General features: G+C 68.1%; 18 protein-coding genes. 7 read left to right on the top strand and 11 right to left on the bottom strand.

The genetic code is table 11. The features are described from left to right. Positions 1–8 precede the first annotated feature (8 nt). Complete coding sequence (locus JX613_RS07225; RefSeq protein ID WP_207100785.1) at positions 9–1268, top strand: CAP domain-containing protein; 1260 nt, start codon at positions 9–11, stop codon at positions 1266–1268. A 235-nt stretch (positions 1269–1503) separates the two neighbouring features. Further along, the gene (locus tag JX613_RS07220; protein ID WP_207100784.1) at positions 1504–1803 is read left to right on the top strand and encodes a DUF2218 domain-containing protein; all 300 of its coding nucleotides are present in this window, start codon (positions 1504–1506) and stop codon (positions 1801–1803) included. 71 nt (positions 1804–1874) lie between these two features. On the opposite strand, the gene cysN is transcribed toward JX613_RS07220, so the two are convergent. From cysN to JX613_RS07205, 3 genes are all read right to left on the bottom strand, one after another. Beyond that, positions 1875–3788, bottom strand: a complete 1914-nt coding sequence (cysN, locus tag JX613_RS07215) for a sulfate adenylyltransferase subunit CysN (protein WP_207100783.1) — start codon at positions 3786–3788, stop codon at positions 1875–1877. Beyond that, entirely contained in the window at positions 3788–4717 is a 930-nt protein-coding gene (gene cysD / locus JX613_RS07210; RefSeq protein WP_207100782.1) for a sulfate adenylyltransferase subunit CysD, read from the bottom strand. The genes cysN and cysD overlap by 1 nt, the downstream gene beginning before the upstream one ends. 129 nt (positions 4718–4846) lie before the next feature. Next, positions 4847–6088 (bottom strand): Hsp70 family protein, encoded by a 1242-nt coding sequence (locus tag JX613_RS07205; protein ID WP_207100781.1) that lies wholly within the window; start codon positions 6086–6088, stop codon positions 4847–4849. Between the two features lie 145 nt (positions 6089–6233). Here JX613_RS07205 and JX613_RS07200 point away from each other — a divergent pair, with 145 nt between their 5' ends. Together JX613_RS07200 and nhaA are read left to right on the top strand one after the other, a co-directional pair. After that, positions 6234–7364 carry an AI-2E family transporter gene (locus tag JX613_RS07200; RefSeq protein ID WP_207100780.1) on the top strand — a complete coding sequence of 377 codons (1131 nt, stop codon included), beginning with the start codon at positions 6234–6236 and terminating at the stop codon, positions 7362–7364. Between the two features lie 110 nt (positions 7365–7474). Then, a complete protein-coding gene (gene nhaA, locus JX613_RS07195) occupies positions 7475–8662 on the top strand; it encodes a Na+/H+ antiporter NhaA (protein ID WP_207100779.1) in 1188 nt (395 codons plus the stop codon). A 291-nt stretch (positions 8663–8953) separates the two neighbouring features. On the opposite strand, the gene JX613_RS07190 is transcribed toward nhaA, so the two are convergent. Both JX613_RS07190 and JX613_RS07185 read right to left on the bottom strand, forming a co-directional pair. Beyond that, positions 8954–10729 carry an SLC13 family permease gene (locus tag JX613_RS07190; RefSeq protein WP_207100778.1) on the bottom strand — a complete coding sequence of 592 codons (1776 nt, stop codon included), beginning with the start codon at positions 10727–10729 and terminating at the stop codon, positions 8954–8956. 156 nt (positions 10730–10885) lie between these two features. Continuing rightward, complete coding sequence (locus JX613_RS07185) at positions 10886–11128, bottom strand: hypothetical protein (RefSeq protein WP_207100777.1); 243 nt, start codon at positions 11126–11128, stop codon at positions 10886–10888. Positions 11129–11443: 315 nt separating this feature from the next. On the opposite strand from JX613_RS07185, the gene katG reads away from it, so the two are divergent. Further along, complete coding sequence (gene katG / locus JX613_RS07180) at positions 11444–13681, top strand: catalase/peroxidase HPI (protein WP_207100776.1); 2238 nt, start codon at positions 11444–11446, stop codon at positions 13679–13681. 231 nt (positions 13682–13912) lie between these two features. Here katG and JX613_RS07175 read toward each other — a convergent pair whose 3' ends face one another. From JX613_RS07175 to JX613_RS07160, 4 genes are read right to left on the bottom strand one after another with little or no spacing between them, the layout of a single operon-like run. Next, positions 13913–14716 (bottom strand): ATP-binding cassette domain-containing protein, encoded by an 804-nt coding sequence (locus tag JX613_RS07175; RefSeq protein ID WP_207100775.1) that lies wholly within the window; start codon positions 14714–14716, stop codon positions 13913–13915. After that, positions 14713–15741, bottom strand: a complete 1029-nt coding sequence (locus tag JX613_RS07170) for a FecCD family ABC transporter permease (protein ID WP_207100774.1) — start codon at positions 15739–15741, stop codon at positions 14713–14715. Before JX613_RS07170 ends, JX613_RS07175 begins: the two co-directional genes overlap by 4 nt. Next, a complete protein-coding gene (locus tag JX613_RS07165) occupies positions 15738–16778 on the bottom strand; it encodes an iron chelate uptake ABC transporter family permease subunit (protein WP_207100773.1) in 1041 nt (346 codons plus the stop codon). Before JX613_RS07165 ends, JX613_RS07170 begins: the two co-directional genes overlap by 4 nt. Beyond that, on the bottom strand, positions 16775–17746 hold the full coding sequence (locus JX613_RS07160) for an iron-siderophore ABC transporter substrate-binding protein (protein WP_207100772.1): 972 nt from the start codon (positions 17744–17746) through the stop codon (positions 16775–16777). The genes JX613_RS07165 and JX613_RS07160 overlap by 4 nt, the downstream gene beginning before the upstream one ends. A 298-nt stretch (positions 17747–18044) precedes the next feature. Here JX613_RS07160 and JX613_RS07155 point away from each other — a divergent pair, with 298 nt between their 5' ends. Beyond that, positions 18045–20198, top strand: coding sequence for a TonB-dependent siderophore receptor (locus JX613_RS07155; protein WP_207100771.1), 2154 nt, complete (start codon positions 18045–18047; stop codon positions 20196–20198). Between the two features lie 9 nt (positions 20199–20207). Here the strand turns inward: JX613_RS07155 and JX613_RS07150 are convergent, their stop codons facing one another. Further along, positions 20208–21101: a helix-turn-helix domain-containing protein gene (locus JX613_RS07150; RefSeq protein WP_207100770.1), complete on the bottom strand. Its 894-nt coding sequence runs from the start codon at positions 21099–21101 to the stop codon at positions 20208–20210. A gap of 119 nt (positions 21102–21220) precedes the next feature. Between JX613_RS07150 and JX613_RS07145 the strand changes: the two genes are divergently transcribed. Then, complete coding sequence (locus tag JX613_RS07145; RefSeq protein ID WP_207100769.1) at positions 21221–22192, top strand: siderophore-interacting protein; 972 nt, start codon at positions 21221–21223, stop codon at positions 22190–22192. A gap of 19 nt (positions 22193–22211) precedes the next feature. Here JX613_RS07145 and JX613_RS07140 read toward each other — a convergent pair whose 3' ends face one another. After that, the gene (locus JX613_RS07140; protein WP_207100768.1) at positions 22212–22694 is read right to left on the bottom strand and encodes a VPLPA-CTERM sorting domain-containing protein; all 483 of its coding nucleotides are present in this window, start codon (positions 22692–22694) and stop codon (positions 22212–22214) included. Positions 22695–22715: the final 21 nt, after the last annotated feature.

Below are 22715 nucleotides of genomic sequence, written 5' to 3'. Positions count from 1 at the left end.
AGGCCGCCATGTCCTATGCCAGCACTGATGAGCGTTACTTCGCAACCCTGGTCAACCAGGCCCGCCGGGCCGAGGGGCTGGCGCCCCTGGCTTTGGAAAAGCGCCTGAACGATTCGGCCGAGGCGCATGGCCGCTGGATGCTGAACGCCGATGTCTTTTCCCACACGGGCCGGGGCGGATCCTCGGCCCGCGACAGGATCGAGGCGGCGGGCTTCGATCTGGCCGGGTCGTGGATGACGGCGGAAAACCTTGCCTATGTCAGCATCCAGGGCGAGGGCGACCTGCGCGACGAAATCCGCCAGCTGCACCAGAACCTGATGAACAGCCCCGGCCATCGCGCCAACATCATGGGCGATGCGGCCTTTATCGGCATCGGGCTGGAGGTCGGGTTCATGACCGTCGAGGGCCGCGACTACAAGGTGCTGATGGCGGTCCAGAACTTTGCCGATACCGACGGGCAGGTGCGGGTGGACAAGGGCGGCTTCCTGCGCGTGGCGGAACCGCAGCCGAACACGGCGATGCAGACGCGCGCCGCCTGGGAACAGGACTTCGACGGCCGGGTCTTCACCACGGACGCGGCGGGCACCGCGCGCGGCGACGACTATCGGCTGGGCGCGCAGGACGACAAGGTCCTTGCCTTGGGCGGCAACGACTGGGTCGCGGGAGGAGGGGGCAACGACAGCCTCGATGGCGCTGCGGGAAGCGACCGTCTGCTGGGCGCAACGGGCGACGACCGGCTGGTCGGCGGCGACGGACATGATACGCTGCAGGGGGGCGTCGGTTACGATTCCCTGACCGGCGAGAACGGCAACGACATGCTGCTGGGGGAGATCGGCAACGACAGGATCTGGGGCGGCGCCGGCAATGACCGCCTGTTCGGAGGCACGGGCCATGACGCGATGAACGGCGGCGCGGGCAACGACTGGCTTGTGGGCGACAGCGGCAACGACACGCTGGTGGGCGGCGAGGGCCGCGACATTCTGAACGGCGGCGCGGGCCGCGACCTGCTGAACGGCGGGGCAGGGGCGGACAGCTTTGTCTTCCAGACCGGCGGCGGGGCCGACACGGTCCAGGGCTATCAGCATGGCATCGACCGGCTGGTCATCGACGCCGACCGGCTGGACGCCAGCCCGGCGGCCTTCATGCGCGACCACATGACCAAGGTGGCCGCAGGCGTGATGATCGACCTGGGCGGCGGCGACCGGATCCTTGTGGCAGGCGAGAGGCTGACGATCGAGGGGGTGGCCGACGACATCTTCGGGTTCTGACAGGGGGTAAATATGCGAAACGCCCGCCAAAAGACTTGGCGGGCTCACTCGCTAAACCGTTGCGCAGACGCAATTTTACTACGCCGATTAACGTATGATGCTTGGGCGGGTTCCCTGCGGATCCCGCCAGTTGACGAAAACGTCAATGTTCTGGGCGATGATCGTTCCGTGATTTGACAAGGACGGCGCAAGGGCGCCTCTTGCGGCCGGAAGCCACCCGGGATCAGGACACAGGATGAGCACCGACCTCAGCAGCACCGGCCATTTCGCGACCGGCAACGCCCATGGCTACATGAAGCAGCTGTGCAAGCATTTCGGCCACAAGATCCCCGCCACGGTCGAGGGGGACGAGGGCGTCATCACCTTCGAGATCGGCCAGGCCCGGCTGACGGCCCGGGACGGGGATCTGCAATGCACCGTCGCGGGCGCGGATGCGGCGGCCGTGGAACGCCTGCAGGGCATCATCGACAGCCACCTGGCCCGCTTCGCCTTCCGCGAGGCGTTTTCCCGGATGGACTGGCAGCCCGCCGCCTGACCCGCCACGAAAAGCAAAGGGGCACCCGGCGGGTTCTGCCGGATGCCCCTTGTGTCCGCGAAAGCCGCGCCTCAGCCCTGGGACAGGATCGCCGCCACCACGCGGTCGGCGGCGTCCTCGGCCGACAGGGCCACGGTATTGACCACCAGTTCGGCCTGCTCGGGCGCCTCATAGGGGCTGTCGATGCCGGTGAAGTTCTTCAACTGGCCCGACCGCGCCTTTTTATAAAGGCCCTTCACGTCGCGCGCCTCGGCCACCTCCAGCGGCGTATCGACATAAACCTCCAGGAACTCGCCCGGGGCCATCATGTCGCGAACCATGCGCCGTTCCGACCGGAAGGGAGAGATGAAGGCCGTCAGCACGATCAGGCCCGCATCAGACATCAGCCGGGCGACCTCGCCCACGCGGCGGACGTTTTCCACGCGGTCGGCATCGGTGAAGCCCAGGTCGCGGTTCAGCCCGTGGCGCACGTTGTCGCCGTCCAGCAGGAAGGTGTGCTTGCCCATCGCGTGCAGCTTGCGTTCGACGATATTGGCGATGGTCGATTTGCCCGATCCCGACAGGCCGGTGAACCAGACGACCTTGGCCCGCTGGTTCTTTTGCGCGGCATGGGCATCGCGGTTGATGTCGGTCGATTGCCAGTGGATGTTCTGCGACCGGCGCAGCGCGAAATGCAGCATCCCGGCGGCGATGGTGGCGTTGGTCATCCGGTCGATCAGGATGAAGCCGCCCAGATCCGGGTTGTCCGCGTAGGCCTCGAACGGGACGGGCCGGTCGGTCGAGATGTTGACCACGCCGATGGCATTGAGGCCCAGCGTCTTGCTGGCCAGATGCTCCATCGTGTTGACGTTCACCTCGTATTTCGGCTCGGTGATGGTGGCGCTGACGGTCTGGGTGCCGATCTTCAGCAGATAGGGACGGCCCGGCAGCATTTCCGCGTCCGACATCCAGACCAGCGTCGCCTCGAACTGGTCGGCTGTCTCGCACGGGGCATCGGCCTGCACGATCACGTCGCCGCGCGAACAGTCGATCTCGTCGGCAAAGGTCAGGGTCACGGACTGGCCCGCGACGGCCTGGGCCAAGTCGCCGTCGAAGGTCGCGATGGACTTGACGGTCGTGACCTTGCCCGAGGGCAGGACGCGGATGGGATCGCCCGGCCGGACGGTCCCGGCGCTGACCTGGCCCGCGAAGCCCCGGAAATCCAGATGCGGGCGGTTCACCCATTGCACCGCCATGCGGAAGGGGCGGTCCTGCATCCGCGTGTCGTTGACCGGCGCGTCTTCCAGATGGCCCAGCAGGGTCGGGCCCTGATACCAGTGCATATGGGGGCTTTTGGTGACGATGTTGTCGCCCTTCAGCCCGGAAATCGGGATCGGCAGGAAGCTGTCCATGCCGATCTGCCTGGCGAAATGCGAATAATCGGCGACGATTTCATAGAACCGCTCGGCCGAGTAATCGACCAGGTCCATCTTGTTGACCGCCAGCACGATGTTCTTGATGCCCAGCAGGTTCACCAGATAGCTGTGCCGCCGCGTCTGCGTCAGCACGCCCTGGCGCGCGTCGATCAGGATCACCGCCAGGTCGGCGGTGGAGGCGCCGGTGACCATGTTGCGGGTGTATTGTTCATGCCCCGGCGTGTCGGCCACGATGAACTTGCGCTTGTCGGTGGCGAAAAAGCGATAGGCCACGTCGATGGTGATGCCCTGTTCGCGTTCCGCGGCCAGGCCATCGACCAGCAGGGCGAAGTCGATGTCCCCGCCTTGCGTGCCCGATACCTTGCTGTCGGCTTCCAGCGAGGCCAGCTGGTCCTCGAAGATCATCTTGCTGTCGTACAGCAGGCGGCCGATCAGCGTTGACTTGCCGTCATCGACCGACCCGCAGGTGATGAAGCGCAGCATCGTCTTGTGCTGGTGCTTCAGCAGATAGGCGTCGATGTCCTGGGCGATCAGGCTGTCTGCGACGTAAACGGGATCCTGGGCGGTCATCAGAAATACCCCTCTTGCTTCTTCTTCTCCATGGACGCGGCCTGGTCCTTGTCGATGGCGCGGCCCTGGCGTTCGGACGTGGTGGTCAGCAGCATTTCCTGGATCACCTCGGGCAGGGTCTTCGCATCCGATTCCACGGCGCCCGTCAGGGGATAGCAGCCCAGCGTGCGGAACCGGACCGACCGCATCTGCGGGGTTTCGCCGTCCTGCAACGGGAAGCGGTCGTCATCGACCATGATCAGAAGCCCGTCGCGTTCCACCACTGGGCGGGGTTCGCTGAAATAGAGCGGCACGATCTCGATGCCCTCCAGGTGGATGTATTGCCAGATGTCGAGTTCGGTCCAGTTCGACAGCGGGAAGACCCGGATCGATTCGTCCTTGGCCTTGCGGGTGTTGTAAAGCTTCCACAACTCGGGCCGCTGGTTCTTGGGATCCCAGCGGTGGTTCGCGGACCGGAAGGAAAAGATCCGTTCCTTGGCGCGGGATTTCTCCTCGTCGCGGCGCGCGCCGCCGAAGGCCACGTCGAAACTGTATTTGGTCAGCGCCTGCTTCAGCCCCTCGGTCTTCCACATGTCGGTGTGCAGGGGGCCGTGGTCGAAGGGGTTGATGCCCTGTTCCATCGCCTCTGGGTTGTGGTGGACGATCAGGTCCATGCCGGCCGCCTTTGCCGCGCGGTCGCGCAACTCGTACATCGCCCGGAACTTCCAGGTCGTGTCCACATGCAGCAGCGGAAAGGGCGGCGGCGCGGGGTAGAAGGCCTTGCGCGCCAGGTGCAGCATGCAGGCCGAATCCTTGCCCACGGAATACAGCATCACCGGATTTTCGGCATTCGCCACCACCTCGCGCATGATGTGGATGCTTTCGGCTTCCAGACGCTGCAAATGCGTCAGGGTGGCCGGGGCAAGGCCGGTGCTGGAATGGCTGTTCATGGCATCAACTCTCTTTGCATGGTGGCACGTGCTGCCCGAGTCAGGTGGGGCCACGCTATCGGCCAGCCCCGCCGCAGATGCAAGTTTAGAGTGTATTGCAAACCAGCATTTCCTGGATATAGCGCATCCTCAGGAACACTGTTCCGTCCTTGTGGCCAATGCCAGACCATCGACCACGGCGGTGAAGGCCTCGGACCGGCGGATCCGGGCGGCGGGCAGGTGCCGCGCGGCCAGATCGGAGACCAGAGCCATCAGGCTGGACCCCCCGACCAGCACCACGCTGCCGATGTCGCCCGCCGACAGGCCCGCGCGGGCCAGCGTTTCGGCCAGGGCCCGGTCCAGGGCGCGGCCGTGGTCCTGCAAGGCGTCCTGCAGCGAGGCGCCGCTGATCGGCGCGGCCAGGCCGGGCTCGATGAAGCCCATGGGAATCCGCGTGCCGGTGCCGTCATTGGCCGCGATCTTGGCGCGTTCCACGGCAAAGGCCAGGTCATGGCCCAGTTCATCGGTCAGGACCGTGACCAGCCGGTCCAGGGCCGCCGGATCCACCGCCAGCCGCGCCATCTGCCGGGCCTGCCTGCGGTTTTCCGGCGTATAGGCAAAGGGGATATGCGCCCAGGACGCCAGGTCGGCATAGATGGCGTTCGGGACCGGCAGCAGGCCCGGCCCCATCTCGCGCCGCAGGTGCCCGCCATGGCCCAGCAGCGGCATGGCATGGGTCAGGGACACCGCCCCGTCGAAATCGGTGCCGCCCAGCCGGATGCCGTGGCTGGCGAGGATGCGCATCCGCCCGCCTTCCGCGCGATAAACCGAAAAGTCCGAGGTGCCGCCGCCGATGTCCACGATCAGCCCGGTTTCGCCCGCGGCATTCCCGTCCTGGCAGGCCAGCGCGGCGGCCTCGGGTTCGGGCATGAAGGCGACCTGGGCAAAGCCCGCCGCGTGATAGCAGGCGCGCAGGTCGGATTCGGCCTGGGCGTCGCGGGCGGGGTCGGGGTGGAAATGGACCGGCCTGCCGGACAGGGCGCGGGTGAAGGTCCGACCCGTGGCGGCCTCGGCCCGCTGGCGCAGCTCGGCCAGGAAGGCCGCGATCACCTGCGCCAGGCTGCGCCGCCTGCCGCCGATCAGGCGGGGTTCGTGCAGAAGGGGCGTGCCCAGCACGCTTTTCAGCGCGCGCATGTAGCGGCCTTCCTCGGCTCCGGTCAGCGCCTGAGCGGCGGCCTCGCCGATGCGCATCGTTCCGCCGCGCGCGGGAAAGAAGACGGCGGTGGGCAGGGTGTCCGATCCCGCCTCGACGGCCAGGCGCCGCACCCTGCCGCCCTCCAGGATCGCGGCGGCCGAATTCGAGGTTCCGAAATCGATGGCAAGGATGGACATGCGGCGGCCCCCGGTCAAAGCCCCGGGGGCTAGCCCGCCCGGCCGCCGCCCGCAAGGGCCCGGCGGCGCGATGATGGGTTGACGCGGCGATCAACAATGCAACAGTCAGGGAAGCATCAGCAATCGCAGACACGGGCGCCCCGGCATGATCGAACCCTATCACGCAACGCCAAGGCGTGACGCGCCCGAGCCGGACGACCCGGCCACGCCCTTTCCGCTGATCAGCGACATTTCCGCCGCGCGCTGGCTTCTGGTCTTCATCATCGCGGCGGCGGCCTATTTCTTCCACGGCTTCCTGGTGCCGGTGCTGGCGGCGACGATCATCGCCTTCGCCAGCTGGCCCTTGTCGCGCAGCGTGCAGCGCGGCTTGGGGATCGACCGCACCACCACCGCCGTCCTGTTCATCCTGGTGATCGTGTGCTTCCTGCTGGTCCCGATCTCGATGGCGCTGCTTTATGCCTTCCGCGAGTTGCAGCAATGGATCTGGTGGGTGTTCGAGGTGAACGCCAACGGCGCCCCCACGCCCCTGTGGATGCGTGACCTGCCGCAGATCGGCGACTGGATCGACGAGCAATGGGCCCGCCATATCGGCCGCCCCGGCGCCATCGCCGAACTGGTGCAGCTGACCAGCGGCGGGACCATCGCATCCATCTATCGCAGCGTGCTGGCGGCGGGGAACGTGGCCTTCCACCTGGCGCTGAACCTGCTGTTCATGCTGATCGCGCTGTTCGTGTTCTATCGCGACGGCCACAAGATCGCGGGCCAGATCGACGTGGTGGGCGCGCGGATCCTGCCGCGCCGCTGGGAACGGCTGTCGCGCGTGGTGCCCTTGACGATCAGCGCCACCGTCACCGGCATGGCCCTGATCGCCATGGGGGAAGGCGTGATCCTGGGCATCGCCTACTGGATCGCGGGGGTGCCATCCCCGGTAACGCTGGGAGTCATCACCGGGATCATGGCGCTGATCCCGGGGGGCGCGCCCTTGTGCTTTACGCTGGTGTCGATCTACCTGGCGGCCAGCGGATCGCCCCTGGCCGGGGTGCTGCTGTTCCTGTGGGGCTCGGTCGAGCTGTTCGTGGTGGACAAGACCATCCGCCCCGTCTTGGTCGGTGGGCCGGTCAAGATGCCCTTCCTGCCCACGTTCTTCGGGCTGGTGGGGGGCGTCAAGACCATGGGCATCGTGGGCCTGTTCGTGGGGCCGGTGCTGATGGCGCTGCTGGTCGCCATCTGGCGCGAATGGCTGCGCGAGATACGGACCCATCCGCAAAACCCTTGATCGCCGCGTTCCGCTGAATATGATCCCGCGCATGGCGTGTGCTGCGTGCGCCCAGGGATGCCCCTGACTACGGAGACTGGTGCAACCGTTTCTGAACAAAGGGGGCTTTCATGGCAGGCCGAATCCAGAACACCATCCGCAAGTTCCTTGACAGCGAATCGGCAGGGGGCCTTCTTTTGATGGGCTCGGCCGTTCTGGCGCTGATCGTCGCCAATTCGCCGCTGGCCGGGGGTTATTTCCACGCGCTGCACGTCTATCTGGGTCCGCTGTCGGTCGCCCACTGGATCAACGACGCGCTGATGGCGCTGTTCTTCCTGATGGTGGGGCTGGAAATCAAGCGCGAGATGGTGGACGGCCACCTGTCGTCCTGGCCGCGCCGCATCCTGCCGGGGGTGGCAGCGGCGGCGGGCATGGCGGTGCCGGCGCTGGTTTATCTGTTCTTCACGGCGGGCACGGGGGCCGCGCATGGTTGGGCGATCCCGTCGGCCACCGACATCGCCTTCGCGCTTGGCGTGATCTCATTGCTGGGGTCGCGGGTGCCCACCTCGCTCAAGGTGTTCTTGGCGGCGCTGGCGATCATCGACGACCTGGGCGCGGTGGTGGTGATCGGGCTGTTCTACACGACGGGGCTGTCGCCGGTCGATCTGGCCGTGGCGGGGGGGATCTTCGCGGTTCTGGTGATCCTGAACCGCGCGGGCGTCTGCCGCCTGTGGCCTTACCTGATCCTTGGCGCGGTCCTGTGGTTCTTCGTCTGGCGGTCGGGCATCCACGCCACCATCGCGGGGGTGTTGCTGGCCCTGACCGTGCCCCTGAAGCGCACCCCCGCCACGCCCGAGGCGCGCGGGTCCGAAAGCCCGCTGCACCGGCTGGAACATGCGCTGATGGTGCCGGTGTCGTTCTTCATCATCCCGGTCTTCGGCTTTGCCAATGCGGGCGTCAGCTTTGCGGGCGTGGGGGCGGACGCGCTGCTGGCCCCGGTGACGATGGGGGTGGCCGCGGGCCTGGCCCTGGGCAAGGTCGTGGGCATCTTCGGCGCGGTGGCGATCCTGGTGCGGCTGGATTGGGCGGATCTGCCCGCAGGCGCAAGCTGGATGCAGATGTTTGGGACCGCGCTGTTGTGCGGGATCGGCTTCACCATGAGCCTGTTCATCTCGCTTCTGGCCTTTGCCGACCCGCTGCTGCAGGACGAGGCCAAGATCGGCATCCTGCTGGGATCGCTGATCTCGGGGCTTGCGGGCTATGCCGTATTGCGCTTCGCCAGGCGCGAGGCGCCGCGCCGGATGCAGACCGCGCGCTAGGCCGGAAGGGCGGTCACTCAGGACGCGGACATCATCGGCATGGGCGGGACAAGGAAACGCGACCAGCGTTTCCCCCGCCCGCTGCGCGAGGGTGCCACCAGAGACGGTTCAAAAACAGACCACATCAGGCCAGCGCCCGACCCGAGGGGGGCGTGAAGCGCCCGCCTGGGGGCGGGTCGGGCGCTGGCCGGGCCTTTGGGGCCCGGCGGTTCAGGTTGCGATGTCGCGGGGTGGCGAAGGCAATGGCCTTCGCCAATCGGGATCGGGTGCCGACAGGGATGTCGATCTGCCTTACACCGGCCAGACCGCCAGGATCAGCGGCACCCCGGTCAGCACCACCAGGACCGACAAGGGCAGGCCCAGCCGGGGATAGTCGCTGAAGCGGTATCCCCCCGGCCCCATCACCAGCGTGTTGCACTGGTGCCCGATGGGCGTCAGGAAATCGCAGCCCGCGCCCACGGCCACCGCCATCAGGAAGGCCTCGGGCGCGTATCCCAGCGTGCCCGCGAAGGTCACGGCGATGGGGGCCATGACCAGCACGGTCGCCGCGTTGTTCAGGAAGGGCGTCACCGCCATGGCCGCCACCATGATCAGCGCCACCGCCCCCCAGACCGGCAGCCCGGTCGCCACATCCGACAGCCAGGCGCCGATCAGGTCGGTGCCGCCGGTCGTCTGCAAGGCCCCGCTGACCGGGATCAGCGCGCCCAGCATGATCAGAAGCGGCCATTCCACGGCCTCGTAGGCGCGCTCGGGGCTGATCGCGCCGGTCACGATCATCAGCACCGCCGCGCCGAAAAAGGCGATGGCCACGGGCAGGATCCCGGCGGCGGTCAGGCCCATGGCCGCCCCCAGGATCAGGATCGGCAGCAGTTCCTTGCGCACGCTGCCGATCTGCAGGCTGCGTTCGGCCAGGGGCAGCAAGCCCAGCGTGCGGATGCGGTCTGGCAACAGTTCGACCGGGCCTTGCAGCAGCAGCACGTCGCCCGCCTGCAGCCGCGTCCTGGACAACCGTTCGGTCATGCGGTGGCCCGACCGCGACACCGCCAGAAGGCTGATGCCCTGTTCGTCGAACAGCCGGATGCTGCCCACGCTCTGGCCGACCAGAGAGGATTGGACGGTGGTCACTGCCTCGATCACGCCGATCTTGCTGGCGGGCAGTTCCAGCCTGGACGCCGTGTCGTGCCCGGTCAGGTCCAGCCCGCCCTTGGTGACGGCGCGTTCCAGCCCGTCGGGCTCTCCGCGCAGCAGCAGGATGTCGCCCGCCTCGATCACGGTGTCGAACAGCACGACCTTGCGCCGCTCTCCGCCCCGGATCAGGCCGGTCACGGTGATCTCGGCATCGGCCATGCCGATCAGCGCGCCGACCGTCACCCCCACCGTGGCCGATCCCTCGGGGACGGCGGCCTCGGTGTTGTAGTCGCTGATCCTGACCGCCTCGCCCAGGGACGCGGTGGCGCGGCGGTCCGAGGGCAGCAGCCGCCAGGCGAACATCAGGAAGGCCACGCCCACCGCCGACAGGCCAAGGCCCACGGGGGCGAAGTCGAACATGCGGAAGGGCTGGCCGGTCATTTCCTGCCGCACGCCCGAGACGATGATGTTGGGCGAGGTGCCCACCAGCGTGATCAGCCCCCCCAGAAGCGAGCCGAAGGACATGGGCATCAGATATTGCGAGGGCGACTGGCCGGATTTGCGCGCCATCTTCAGCGCGGCGGGCATCATCATCGCCAGGGCGCCGATGTTTTTCACCAGCGAGGACAGCAGCGTGACCGTGCCCACCAGCACCAGAAGCTGCACCCCCATGGTGGTCAGGCGGCGGACCAGCCAGCGCAGCACGGCCTCGATGATGCCCGACCGCGACACGGCGGCGCTGACCACCAGGGCGCTGCCCACGATGATGACGATGTCGTCGGAAAATCCCGTGAAGGCGTCGTCGGGCGCGACCGTGCCCGCCAGCAGGGATGCCAGCAGCGCCAGCATCGCCACCACGTCGTATCGAAGCCTGCCCCAGATGAACAGAACCATCATCACCGCGACGATGGCGAAGGCAAGCATCTGCTGTGTTGTCATGAAAAGCCCTTCCTTGCGCCCTGGTGGAAAAGGGCCACCGCAAAACCGATCCCGGGAAGGATTGGTTGCCAGGCGGACGGGTGGGGACAGGAAGATTTTTCCCGGCGCCAGGGGCCGGAAAGACGCCGCCCCGTTTCCAAGGGCGGCGTCCCGGGTTCATGCGACCAGGGGCTTATGGTTCTGGTGGTGCCGGATGGCCAGCTTGCGCCCCATCCGTCCCGATGTCATCGGGCGGGCGGCAGGCCGTTCCGCGCCGTCGCGCAGCGCGGGGAAGATCGCGAAGATCTCCTCTCGCGCCGCAGGCCCGACCGAATCCAGCGCCTGCGCGCCGGTGTGCAGCGATTCGGTCTCGGCCCCGTTCGACAGGACGATCTGGTGGTCGTCGAACAGGCAGGACACGGGCGACGGGCACCTTGTGCCGCTGCCTGAATGATTTGGGCTGGATGCGTGGGCGTCGAACGATCCTTGCGATGGGTCGAGGTGACAGATGCGGGGATGCGACAGGCTGCTGGCTGCATTCCCTTTCGTGAAATCTCGCTGGCCTGCCATTTTCCCGCCGGGCCTGCGCGGCTTCTTTGCCTTGAAGACTGCATTGATTCCCGCCCTCGCGGAATCTAAGCCGGGGCGGTGAAGCCCTGCCGCGCGCGGCCGCGCAAGCGGCCCGGTTCGGGCACCCAAGGCTCGGCCCTTCGCCGCGGACCCAAGGAGGATGACATGGACGACAAGACCCCCAGTGCCGGCGCGCTCTGCCCCATCCAGCACGGCGGCAACCGCAACACGCGGGCCAAGGGACGGACCAACCGCGAATGGTGGCCGGAACAGCTGAACCTGAAGATCCTGCACCAGAACAACGAACAGGCGAACCCGCTGGGCGCGGATTTCAATTATGCCGAGGCGTTCCGCAAGCTGGACCTGGAGGCCGTCAAGGCCGACCTGCGCGCGCTGATGACCGACAGCCAGGACTGGTGGCCCGCCGACTGGGGCCATTACGGGCCACTGTTCATCCGCATGGCCTGGCACAGCGCGGGCACCTATCGCACCGCCGACGGGCGGGGCGGCGCGCGGGCAGGCGCCCAGCGGTTCGCGCCCTTGAACAGCTGGCCCGACAACGTGAACCTGGACAAGGCCCGCCGCCTGATCTGGCCGATCAAGAAGAAATACGGCAACAGCCTGTCCTGGGCCGACCTGCTGATCCTGACGGGCAACGTCGCGCTGGAATCGATGGGCTTCAAGACCTTCGGCTTCGGCGGCGGGCGCCCGGACGTGTGGGAACCGGCCGAGGACATCTATTGGGGGTCCGAAACCGAGTGGCTGGCCACCAGCGACAAGGAAAACAGCCGCTACAAGGGCGACCGGGAACTGGACAGCCCCCTGGCCGCCGTGCAGATGGGCCTGATCTACGTCAATCCCGAAGGCCCCGACGGCAAGCCCGATCCCCTGGCCGCCGCCCGCGACATCCGCGAAACCTTCAAGCGCATGGCCATGGATGACGAAGAAACCGTGGCGCTGATCGCGGGCGGGCACACCTTCGGCAAGACCCATGGCGCGGGCGATGCCAGCCATGTGGGCGCCGATCCCGAGGGATCCGCCATCGAGTTGCAGGGCCTCGGCTGGACCAGCACCCATGGCAAGGGCCATGGCGCCGACACCATCGGCAGCGGGCTTGAGGTCGTCTGGACCTCGACGCCCACGAAATGGTCCAACAACTTCTTCTGGAACCTGTTCGGATATGAGTGGGAACTGACCAAGTCGCCCGCCGGTGCCTGGCAATGGCAGCCCAAGCACGGCATGGGCGCGAACTCGGTCCCCGATGCGCATGATCCGTCCAAGCGCATTGCGCCGGGGATGCTGACCACGGACATCGCGCTGCGCGAGGATCCGATCTATGGCCCGATCTCGCGCCGGTTCTATGAGAACCCCGACCAGTTCGCCGATGCCTTCGCCCGCGCCTGGTTCAAGCTGACCCACCGCGACATGGGGCCGAAGGTGCTGTATCTCGGCCCCGAGGTGCCCGCCGAAGACCTGATCTGGCAGGATCCGATCCCCGCGCCGGACCACCCGCTGATCGACGCGGCCGACGTGGCGGCGCTCAAGGCGCAGGTGCTGGCCTCTGGCCTGACCGGGGCGGAACTGGTGGCGACGGCCTGGGCCTCGGCCTCGACCTTCCGGGGTTCGGATTATCGCGGCGGCGCCAACGGCGCGCGGATCCGGCTGGCCCCGCAGAAGGATTGGGAGGCGAACCAGCCCCGGCAGCTTGCAAAGGTTCTGTCGGTGCTGGAAGGCATCAAGGCCGGGTTCGACGCCAAGGGCGCGAAGAAGGTCTCGATGGCCGACCTGATCGTGCTGGCGGGCGACGCGGCGGTAGAGGCCGCGGCCAGGGCCGCCGGTCACGACCTGACGCTGGACTTTATCCCCGGCCGGGGCGACGCCACCCAAGGTCAGACCGACGTGGAAAGCTTCAACTGGATGGAGCCCATGGCCGACGGGTTCCGCAACTATCAGCGCCAGAAGTTCAACGTCCCGGCGGAAGAACTGCTGATCGACCGGGCGCAACTGCTGACCCTGACCGCGCCCGAGATGACAGTGCTGGTGGGGGGCCTTCGCGCGCTGGACGCCAACTGGGATCACACCGGCCATGGCGTGCTGACGGACCGTCCGGGGCAGCTGACGAACGACTTCTTCGTCAACCTGCTGTCGATGGACACCGTCTGGAAGGCGCAGGACGACGACCAGATGGTCTTCGACGGCACCGACCGCCGCACGGGCGCGCCGCGCTGGACCGCCACGCGGGTGGATCTGATCTTCGGATCCAATTCGCAACTGCGCGCCATCGCCGAGGTTTATGCCCAGGACGATTGCCAGCAGAAGTTTGTCCGCGACTTCGGCAAGGCCTGGTCCAAGGTGATGAACGCCGACCGCTTCGACGCGCGGCGCCAGTTGGATCCGGCTTGATCGGACTGGCGAAGGCCATCGCCTTCGCCACGTCGCGGCCTGTCCTTCCCGAACCGCCGGGCCTTCAAGGCCCGGCCAGCGCCCGCCCCGCCCCCGGCGGGCGCTTCACGCCCACCTGGGTCGGGCGCCGGCCTTCCGTGGTCATGGGTTGCACCGTCTTTGGTGGCACCGTTGCGTGGCGGGCGGGGAAACGCATGCGTTTCCTGATCCCGCCCGAAGGCACCGTCTTTCCTATTCCACAGCCATCCGGTGCCGCCCGATGGGCAGCATCATCGGCCGCCCCGAGGTCGGATCCGGGATGATCCGGCTGTCTAGGCCAAAGACCGCGCGGACGGTTTCGGCGGTCAGCACGTCCTCGGGGGCGCCCTGGGCGTGCAGGGTGCCGCCCGCCATCGCGACCAAGTGGTCGGCGTATCGCGCGGCCAGGTTCAGGTCGTGCAGCACCATCACCACCGTGGTGCCGCGCCGGTGGTTGAGGTCGGTCAGCAGGTCCAGAACCTCGACCTGGTGGCTGATGTCGAGGAACGTGGTCGGCTCGTCCAGCAGCAGAAGGTCGGTTTCCTGGGCCAGCGCCATGGCGATCCAGACACGCTGGCGCTGCCCGCCCGACAGCTCGTCCACCGCGCGGTCGGCCAGGTCTAGGGTCTTCGTGGCCTCTAGCGCGGCGGCCACGGCCTCGTCATCCTGGCGCGACCAGCGCGACAGGATGCCGTGATGGGGGTGGCGTCCCCGGCTGACCAGGTCGGCCACGGTGATGCCCTCGGGGGCGATGGGCGATTGCGGCAGCAGGCCCATGACCTGGGCCACGCGCCGGGGGGCCATGCGGTGGATGGCCTTGCCGTCCAGCAGCACCTGGCCCGCGCGCGGAGACAAGAGCCGCGACATGGTGCGCAGCAGCGTCGATTTCCCGCAGGCATTGGCGCCCACGATGGCGGTGATCCGGCCCGGCAGAACCTCCAGATCCAGGCCGTGCAGGATCGTGCGGTCGGCGTAGCCCGCGACAAGGCCGCGGACGGACAGGGAATGGGTGCTCACAAGGATCCTCCGGCGCGGTTCACGCGCACGATCAGCCAGATCAGGTAGGGCGCGCCAAGGGCCCCGGTGACGACGCCCACCGGAAAGCGCGCGGGCAGCAGGAACTGGCCGATGTAGTCGCCCCCCAGGACCAGCGCCGCGCCCACAAGGCCCGCCGGGACCAGCACCGACCCGTTCGGCCCCAGGATGCGCGCGGCGATGGGTCCGGACAGGAAGGCCACGAAGGCCACCGGGCCGGTGATGGCGGTGGCGACCGCGATCAGGCCCACGGCGGCCAGGATCACCAGCACGCGCGTCAGGGCGACATTCGTGCCAAGCGCCGCGGCGGTGTCGTCGCCAAGCCGCAGCGATTCCAGGTCGCGGGCGCGGCTGACCAGCAGCCCGCCGAAGACCGCCAGCGACACCAGCAGGGGCAGGGCCTGCGCCGGTTGCGCGCCGTTCACGCTGCCCGTCAGCCAGCGCATCGCCTGGTCCAGATCCCAGGACGGCGCGCGCGACAGGGTATAGGCGATGACGCTGTCCAGCATGGCCGAGACGCCGATGCCCACCAGGATCAGCCGCGTGCCCGCGACGCCGCCCCGGTGCGACAGGCCATGGATCAGCAGCGCCACCCCAAGCCCCGCGGCAACGGCAAGGACCGACACCATCGGCCCGTCCAGCCCCATCACGACAATGGCAAAGACCGCCGCCGCGCTGGCCCCTCGGCTGATGCCGATGATGTCGGGGCTGGCCAGCGGGTTGCGCAGCATGATCTGGAAGGCCGCCCCGCCAAGCCCGAAGGACAGCCCCGCCAGCACCGACAGCACCGCGCGGGGCAGGCGCAACTGTCCCACGGTGAAGGACGCGCCGGGCACGTCCCCGCCCGCCAGCACCCGCAGCACGGTGCCGGGCGGCACGAAGGATTGCCCCAGCATCAGCGTCAGCGCAAAGGCCGCCGCCAGCAGCGCCAGCGCGCCCCCGATGACCGCGCCGCGGCGGCGGGCCCGGCGCAGGCGTCCGGTGGCGATGGCGTCAACCGCGCTCATAGCTCGCGCACCCGGGCGCGGCGCACGATCCAGATGAAGAAGGGCGCGCCGATGAAGGCTGTGACGATGCCCACGTCAAGCTCGGACGGGCGGGCGATGAGGCGGCCCGCGATGTCCGACACGATCAGCAGGCAGGCCCCCGCCAGGGCCGAGAAGGGCAACAGCCAGCGGTGATCGACGCCCGCCAGCAAGCGGCACAGATGCGGCACCATCAGGCCCACGAAGGCGATCGGCCCGCAGATCGCCGTTGTCGCCCCGCAGAGAAGGATCGCCCCCAGGGATGCCAGCCCCCGCGCCAGCGCCACCCGTTCCCCCAGACCCGCCGCCATGTCGTCGCCAAGCGCCAGCGAGTTCAGCTTCCTCGCGCAGCCCAGGCCGATGGCGAAACCGGCCGCCAGGAAGGGCAGCACATGGGCCATGCGCGCGAAGGTCGCCCCGCCGACGCCGCCGACCTGCCAGGATTGCAGCCCGCCCGCCACGTTGCCATGCGACAGCATCACCGCCAGCACCAGCGACACAAAGGCGACCGAGATGGCGACGCCCGCCAGCGCCAGCTTCAAGGGCGTCGGCCCCCCCCGCCCCAGCGAGCCGATGGCATAGACAAGGACCGCCGTGGCCCCGGCCCCCGCGATGGCAACCCAGATATAGGCCTGGGCGGAACCGATGCCGAAAAAGGCCACCGCCACCGCGACCGCCAGGGACGCGCCCATGTTCACCCCCAGGATGCCCGGATCGGCCAGCGGATTGCGCGTCACGCCCTGCATGATCGCGCCCGAAACGCCAAGCGCCGCCCCCGCCAGGGCCGCCAGCAGCGTGCGCGGGATCCGCGCGGCGACGGCCGCCTGCCCGATGCTGTCCGCCCGGCCCCGCAGGGCACCCGCGATGTCGTCCAGGCCCACGTCCCGCGTCCCGATGGCGACCGAGAGCGCGCAGCACAGGACCAGCAGGGCCAGCATCGCCCCCAGCCACAGCAGGCGGGTGCGGTTCGACCGGGGCGCAAGGCCGGCGCGGGGCAGGGGGGTGGCGGTTGCCGTCATGGGGATTTCTGCGCGGCCTCGGCCAGAAGGGCGGCGTAATCCTCCAGCACCCAGGGTAGCCCCAGGGGCGTGGGATTGGCGGCATTGCCCGCCGGGTCGTTGCCCAGCATCACGATGGCCCCCTGCGCCACGGCGGGCATGTGCGCCATCAGCGGATCGGCCTTCATCGCCTCCAGCAGGGCGGGCCCGCCATAGGTCACGACGATGTCCACGTCCTCGAAGGCGTCGATCCGCTCGGCGCTGATCGAGCCGAAGAACTGCCCGGGCTGCGTGGCCTCGGTCACGCTTCGGGGCATCGCCAGGCCCAGATCCCGGAAGAACTTCACCCGCGTGTCATGGGCGCTGTAGAAGTTGATGACGGACAGGTTCGTGCTGTCCAGATGCGTCACGAACATCGCCGTCTTGCCCGCCAGCTGCGGATGGCGGGCGACGGTCTCGGCGATCCGGGCCTCCATCCGGGCGACCAGGGCCTCGCCTTCCGCCGCCATGCCCATGCCCGCGCTGTTCAGGCGGATCATCTGCCGCCATTCGGTCGTCCAGGCGGATTCGGGAAAGGCCACCACCGGCGCGATCTGCGACAGCGTGTCGTAATCGGCCCGGCTGAGGCCCGAATAGGCGGCCAGGATCACGTCGGGTTCCGTCTCGGCCACCGCCTCGAAGTCGATGCCGTCGCCTTCGTCGAACAGGACCGGGGTCGGGGCGCCCAGTTCCTCCAGCCGCTCGGCCACCCAGGGCAGCAGGCCGTCGCCATTGTCGTCGCCGTAATTGGCGGCGGCCATGCCCACCGGCACCACGCCAAGGGCCAGGGGAACCTCGTGGTTGCCGGAATTGACGGTCGCCACGCGCTGCGGCTTTTCGGTCAGCGTGGTGGTGCCGAAGGCGTGGGTGATGGCAAGGGGATAGCCTTCCTGCGCCAGGGCCAGGACGGGCGCAAGCGCAAGGGCAAGGCACGGAACGAGACGGATCATCGGCGCGATCTCCTTTGGCAAGGCCAGGCTTTTTCGCGTCGCGAGGGCCGCGTCAACCCCGGCAAGGGGGCTGCCCGCGCGGGCCCCGGCACTTTTACATGGATTCCGACAAAAAAAGTGGGATTATGCAAGACAGCCGCGCCACCGTGTCCCTATAAGCCCGCCCAGCATGACCGCCGGCCGTCCCGTCCTTCCCTCGGGCGCGGAGGGCCCAAGGTCATTCCAGGCCAGCCAGCCGCGGACCCTCTCTGATCCCCGGGCAGCCAGCACCAACAAGAAAAACGCGGGACCTTGAACCATGGCACATGACCTTTCATGCGGCGCGCGCCGCACCCTGACGGCCCTTCTGCTGGGCTGCACGGCGTTGATCGCCGCCCCGACCCTGGCCCAGGACAGCGGCGCCGGGACCGAGGAATCGCCTTATCGCCTGTCCCCGATCCTGATCAACGCGGACGCGCAGGCCGACGACGACGCCAATTCGGTCGTGGCCCGGGAACTGTGGGTCGGCGGCAAGGTGGCGACCAGCATCCTGGACACCCCGGCCTCGGTGTCGGTCGTCACGGAAAAGGAAGTCCGCGACCGCGACGCCGACACGCTGGAGGAGGTGCTGAGCTATTCGGCGGGCATCCACACCGATTACTACGGCACCGACGACCGCAACGAATATTTCCTGGTGCGCGGCTTCCAGGCCACGACCTATCGCGACGGGCTGACGCTGGGATCCATGCGCGGCGCCCGCGAGGAACCCTATGCCTATGAGCGGACCGAGGTGATCCGGGGCGGCAACTCGACCCTGTTCGGCACCTCGGATCCGGGCGGCACGATCAACTTCGTGACCAAGCAGCCGCGGTTCGAGCGGTTCGGCGAGGTTTACGGATCCGTGGGATCGCCGCGCAATGCGGAATACGGGTTCGACGCGGGCGACGTGCTGAACGCGGAGGGGACGCTCGCCTATCGCCTGACGGGCAAGGTGCAGGACGGCGAACGCGACTATGACCATTCCCGCAACGATTCGCGCTTCCTGATGGGCGGGTTGTCCTGGCAACCCACGACGGCCACGAAGCTGAGCGTGGTGGCCGATTACCTCAAGCGCGAGAACACCCCCAACAGCGGCGGCTATCCGCTGGACCGCGAATACGACCGGGACGATTTCTTCGGCGAGCCGGACTTCAACTTCCAGAACGTCGAGCGTTCCAGCATCACCGGCCTTCTGGAACACGACTTCGGAAACGGCCTGAACCTGCGCGCGAACCTGCGCTACAGCGATCTGAAAAGCGACTTCGGCTATGTCTATCTGTTCGATTATGCCGGACGCCCCGGCACCTCGGTCAGCCGCTATTACTTCGGCGGCGACAACACCGCCGAGGAACTGATCGGCAACGTCATCCTGCAATACGACCGCAGCTTCGACCGTTTCGACAGCAGCACCCTGGCGGGGCTGGAATTCCGCGATGCGTCCACCACCGAAGCGCCGTTCTATGGACTTTACACGCCCATTGACGTGGCAAACCCGGTTTATTCCGGCGCCCCGGGCGAACTGGCATCGCCCTATCAGTTCCGCGACAACGATTACAAAACCCAATCGCTGTTCGTGCAGCAGAACGTCTCGTTCAACGACCAGTTCATCGCGACCGTGGGGTTGCGGCACGACTGGCTGGACATCACCAGCACCGGCTGGGACGATTTCGACGGCGACGGAAACCGCGACGCTTACAAGGCCAGCGGCGATCATTCGGAAACCTCGGTCCGTGGCGCGCTGACCTGGAAGATCAACACCGAGTTCTCGACCTATGTCAGCTATGTGGAATCGGTCGCGCCTCCGGGTGTCGGCGCCGAGCCGGAACGGGGCGAGCAGTATGAACTGGGGGTGAAATACCAGCCGCTTGGAACCACTGCGCTGATCTCGGCCTCGGTCTATGACCTGCGCAAGAACAATGTCAGCGTCTCGGTGACGGATCCGGATACCGGCAACATCACCCGCGAACTGGTGGGCGAGCAGCGGGTGCGCGGGATCGACCTGGAAGCCAAGGCCGAGCTTGCGAACAATGTCGATGTGATCGCGTCCTATTCCTGGATGGAATCCGAGGTTCTGCGGTCCGATCCCATCCGGGGCCAGGATGTCGAAGGAAACGAGTTCAGCGAGGTTCCCAACCACCTGGCGTCCTTGTGGGTGAACTATACCCTGGCGGGCAACGAGACGCGCGGCGACATGACCTTCGGCCTGGGCGCGCGCTATGTCGGGTCGTATTACTTCGCGATCTCGAACGCGACGGGCAAGGCCGATGCCTCGGTCACGCTGGACGCGGCGTTCACCTATCAGGTGCAGGACAACACCAGCCTGGCCGTGAATGTCAGCAACCTGCTGGACGACCAGCATGTCGTGGGGCGCGGCACGGCGGATTACTACAACCCCGGGCGCGAAGTCGCCGTGACCCTGCGTCACACCTTCTGAAGGCGCGCGTCACCCCGCCAACTGCATCCGCCGCCACGCGGCGGGTGTCTGCCCCGCGACCTGCCGGAAGGCGCGCGTCAGGTGCGCCTGGTCGGAAAAGCCCAGGCGGGCCGCGACATCGGCCACGGTCAGGTCGCTTTCGGTCAGCAGGCGCTGCGCCTGCGCGATCCGCTGGCCCCGTTGCCATTGCAGCGGCGTCTGGCCGGTCGTCTGCTTGAAGACCGCCGCGAACCAGCTTTCCGACAGCCCCACCGCCGCCGCCATCTCGGCCACCGTCAGGCGGCGGTCCTGGCGGGACTGAAGCCGCGCGGCCAGCCTGCGCATCTGCAAGGGCGTCAGCCCGCCCGCCGCGCACCCGTCCCCGCCCGCCGGGATGTCCAGAAGGCCTGTGGCGATGCTGCCCGCCAGGCTTTCGGCAAAGACCGGGTGGCGCGCGGGACCGGACAGCTCGTCCACCAGCAGCGCGGCCAGGCTGGCGATGGCCGGGGCGTCCGGCACCTCGACCGGGCGTTGCAGGATGGCCAGGGCCTCGGACGCCCCGAAGGACGGGGACAGGATCCGCAGCAGCCGGTCGCGGTGGATATGCAGGTCCAGATGCGCGAAGCGATGGGCGCCGGTGAAGCCCGACCACAGCGGAACGCCCGCAGGCACGTAAAGCGCCCGCAGCATTGGCCGCCCCCCGGCCTGCACCCCCTCGTCCCGGTTGGCGATGCGGATATGGCCCGACACGTCGTTGAGGAAGAACACGATCCGCGGGTCGGGCGACAGGTAATAGCCGCGCGCGCCCTTTTGCCCCTCGGCCCGCCAGAAGACGCCGACCATGCCGTCCAGGCCGCGCCAGCGCACCCCTTCGGTCGCGCGGATGCCTTGGGTATGGCAGGTCATCTGGTGACGATAGCTCATCGCGGCCCCGCTGTTGCCTTTCCGTCCGTTTCGGGAAATCGGGTGGTCCCGACCCTTTCCGGATTGTTGAGTGATTTTCTTTGATATAGGGAAAGCGCAGTCATGGAAAGGGCCGTGCCATGTCGCTTTTGCGCAGCCACCGGAATTTCGGGACCATTCCCCGCGCCTCGGGCGCGGCCGCCGCGGCGCTGAAGGCCCGCGCCGCCGCCTGGGAGGTGCCGCTGGTCGAAACCCCCGGGGCGCTGAGCCTGTTCGTCTGGGGCTGCGAACTGCGCCTGGTGCCCGACAGCGATGCCGTCAGGATCGAGCTTTCGGCCCCCGAGGCGCGGCTGATCGGCACCCTGCAGGACAGCGCGACCGAACTGTTCGCCGAGGCCGGGCTGGAGGTCGCCTGGGACCGCGTGGATGCGGGGGCCCTGGCCCCGGGATTGTCGCTGATGCGGGTGCGATCGGTCACGCAGCGTTCGCCCGGGTTCATCCGGGTGCGGCTGTCGGGGCCGGATGCGGCGCGGTTCGGAACCGGCAGCCTGCATTTCCGCCTGCTTCTGCCGCCCCCGGGCCGCGCGCCGGTCTGGCCGCGGATCGGCGCCACGGGCCGGACCGAATGGCCCGTGGGGGCGGATGCCTTGCACCGGCCGGTCTATACGGTGGCCGATCACGGGGACGGCTGGCTGGATTTCGACATCTTCCGCCACGCGGGCAGCCCCACCTGCACCTGGGCCCTGTCCCGCCCCGAGGGGGCCGAGGTCGGCGTCATCGGCCCCGGCGGCGGCTGGTGCCCCGAGGCCGCCCGCCTGCACCTGTTCGGCGACGAGACCGCGCTGCCCGCCATCGCCCGGATGCTGGACCTGGCAAGGGGCGAGGTCACGGCCCATGTGCGCGCCGCCTGTCCCGACCTGGGACCGCTGGCCGCCGACCCGCGCGTCACGCGTTGCGACGACCTGCTGGCGGCCCTGGCCCAGGCCGATCTGGGGCAGGGCAGCTTTGTCTGGTTCGCGGCCGAGGCGGGACAGGCCCGGCAGGCCCGCCAGCACCTGCTGGCGCGCGGAATGAACCGCAAGGCCTTCACCGCCGCCGCCTATTGGGGGTGAAGGGGGCCTTGCGCCCCTGTCAGGCCTGCTTGCGGCGGCGCAGGACCACGCCCGCCGCCCCCAGGCTTGCCGCCAGCAGCGGCAGAGAGGCGGGCAGGGGAACCGGCACGGGCTGGTCGATACGCACCAGGATCATCGTGGTGTTTCCCGCCGACAGGACGCCCGCCGCAAAATCGGCCCCGGCCTCCAGATAGCCCAGATCGACCGAGCTTCCGTCGAAGACGCTGAAGTTGACGCCGCCCCCCAGGACTTGAAGCAGTTCGTCCAGATCCGCCACGGGGGCGAAGGTATAGCCGGCGAAGCCCAGGTAATCGGGATTGCCCAGAAGCCCCTCGCCCGAGAAGTCGAGCGTGTAATGCCCCGCCTGCGCGACATCGTGGATGATGCCCCCGAAGTCGAGCAGGGGAACGGTGACGCTGTCAACCGTCGCCGCAAGGGCGGCGGGTCCGGCGGCAAGAAGGGCGGCAAGGCCAAGGGCTGCGGCGTGCAGGGTCGTCTTCATGAAAACCTCCAGATCAAAAAC

The organism is Paracoccus shandongensis (assembly GCF_017315735.1).
GTDB lineage: Bacteria > Pseudomonadota > Alphaproteobacteria > Rhodobacterales > Rhodobacteraceae > Paracoccus > Paracoccus shandongensis.
The sequence above is the reverse complement of the archived record's forward strand: the minus strand, read 5'-3'. Positions and strand labels throughout refer to the sequence as shown.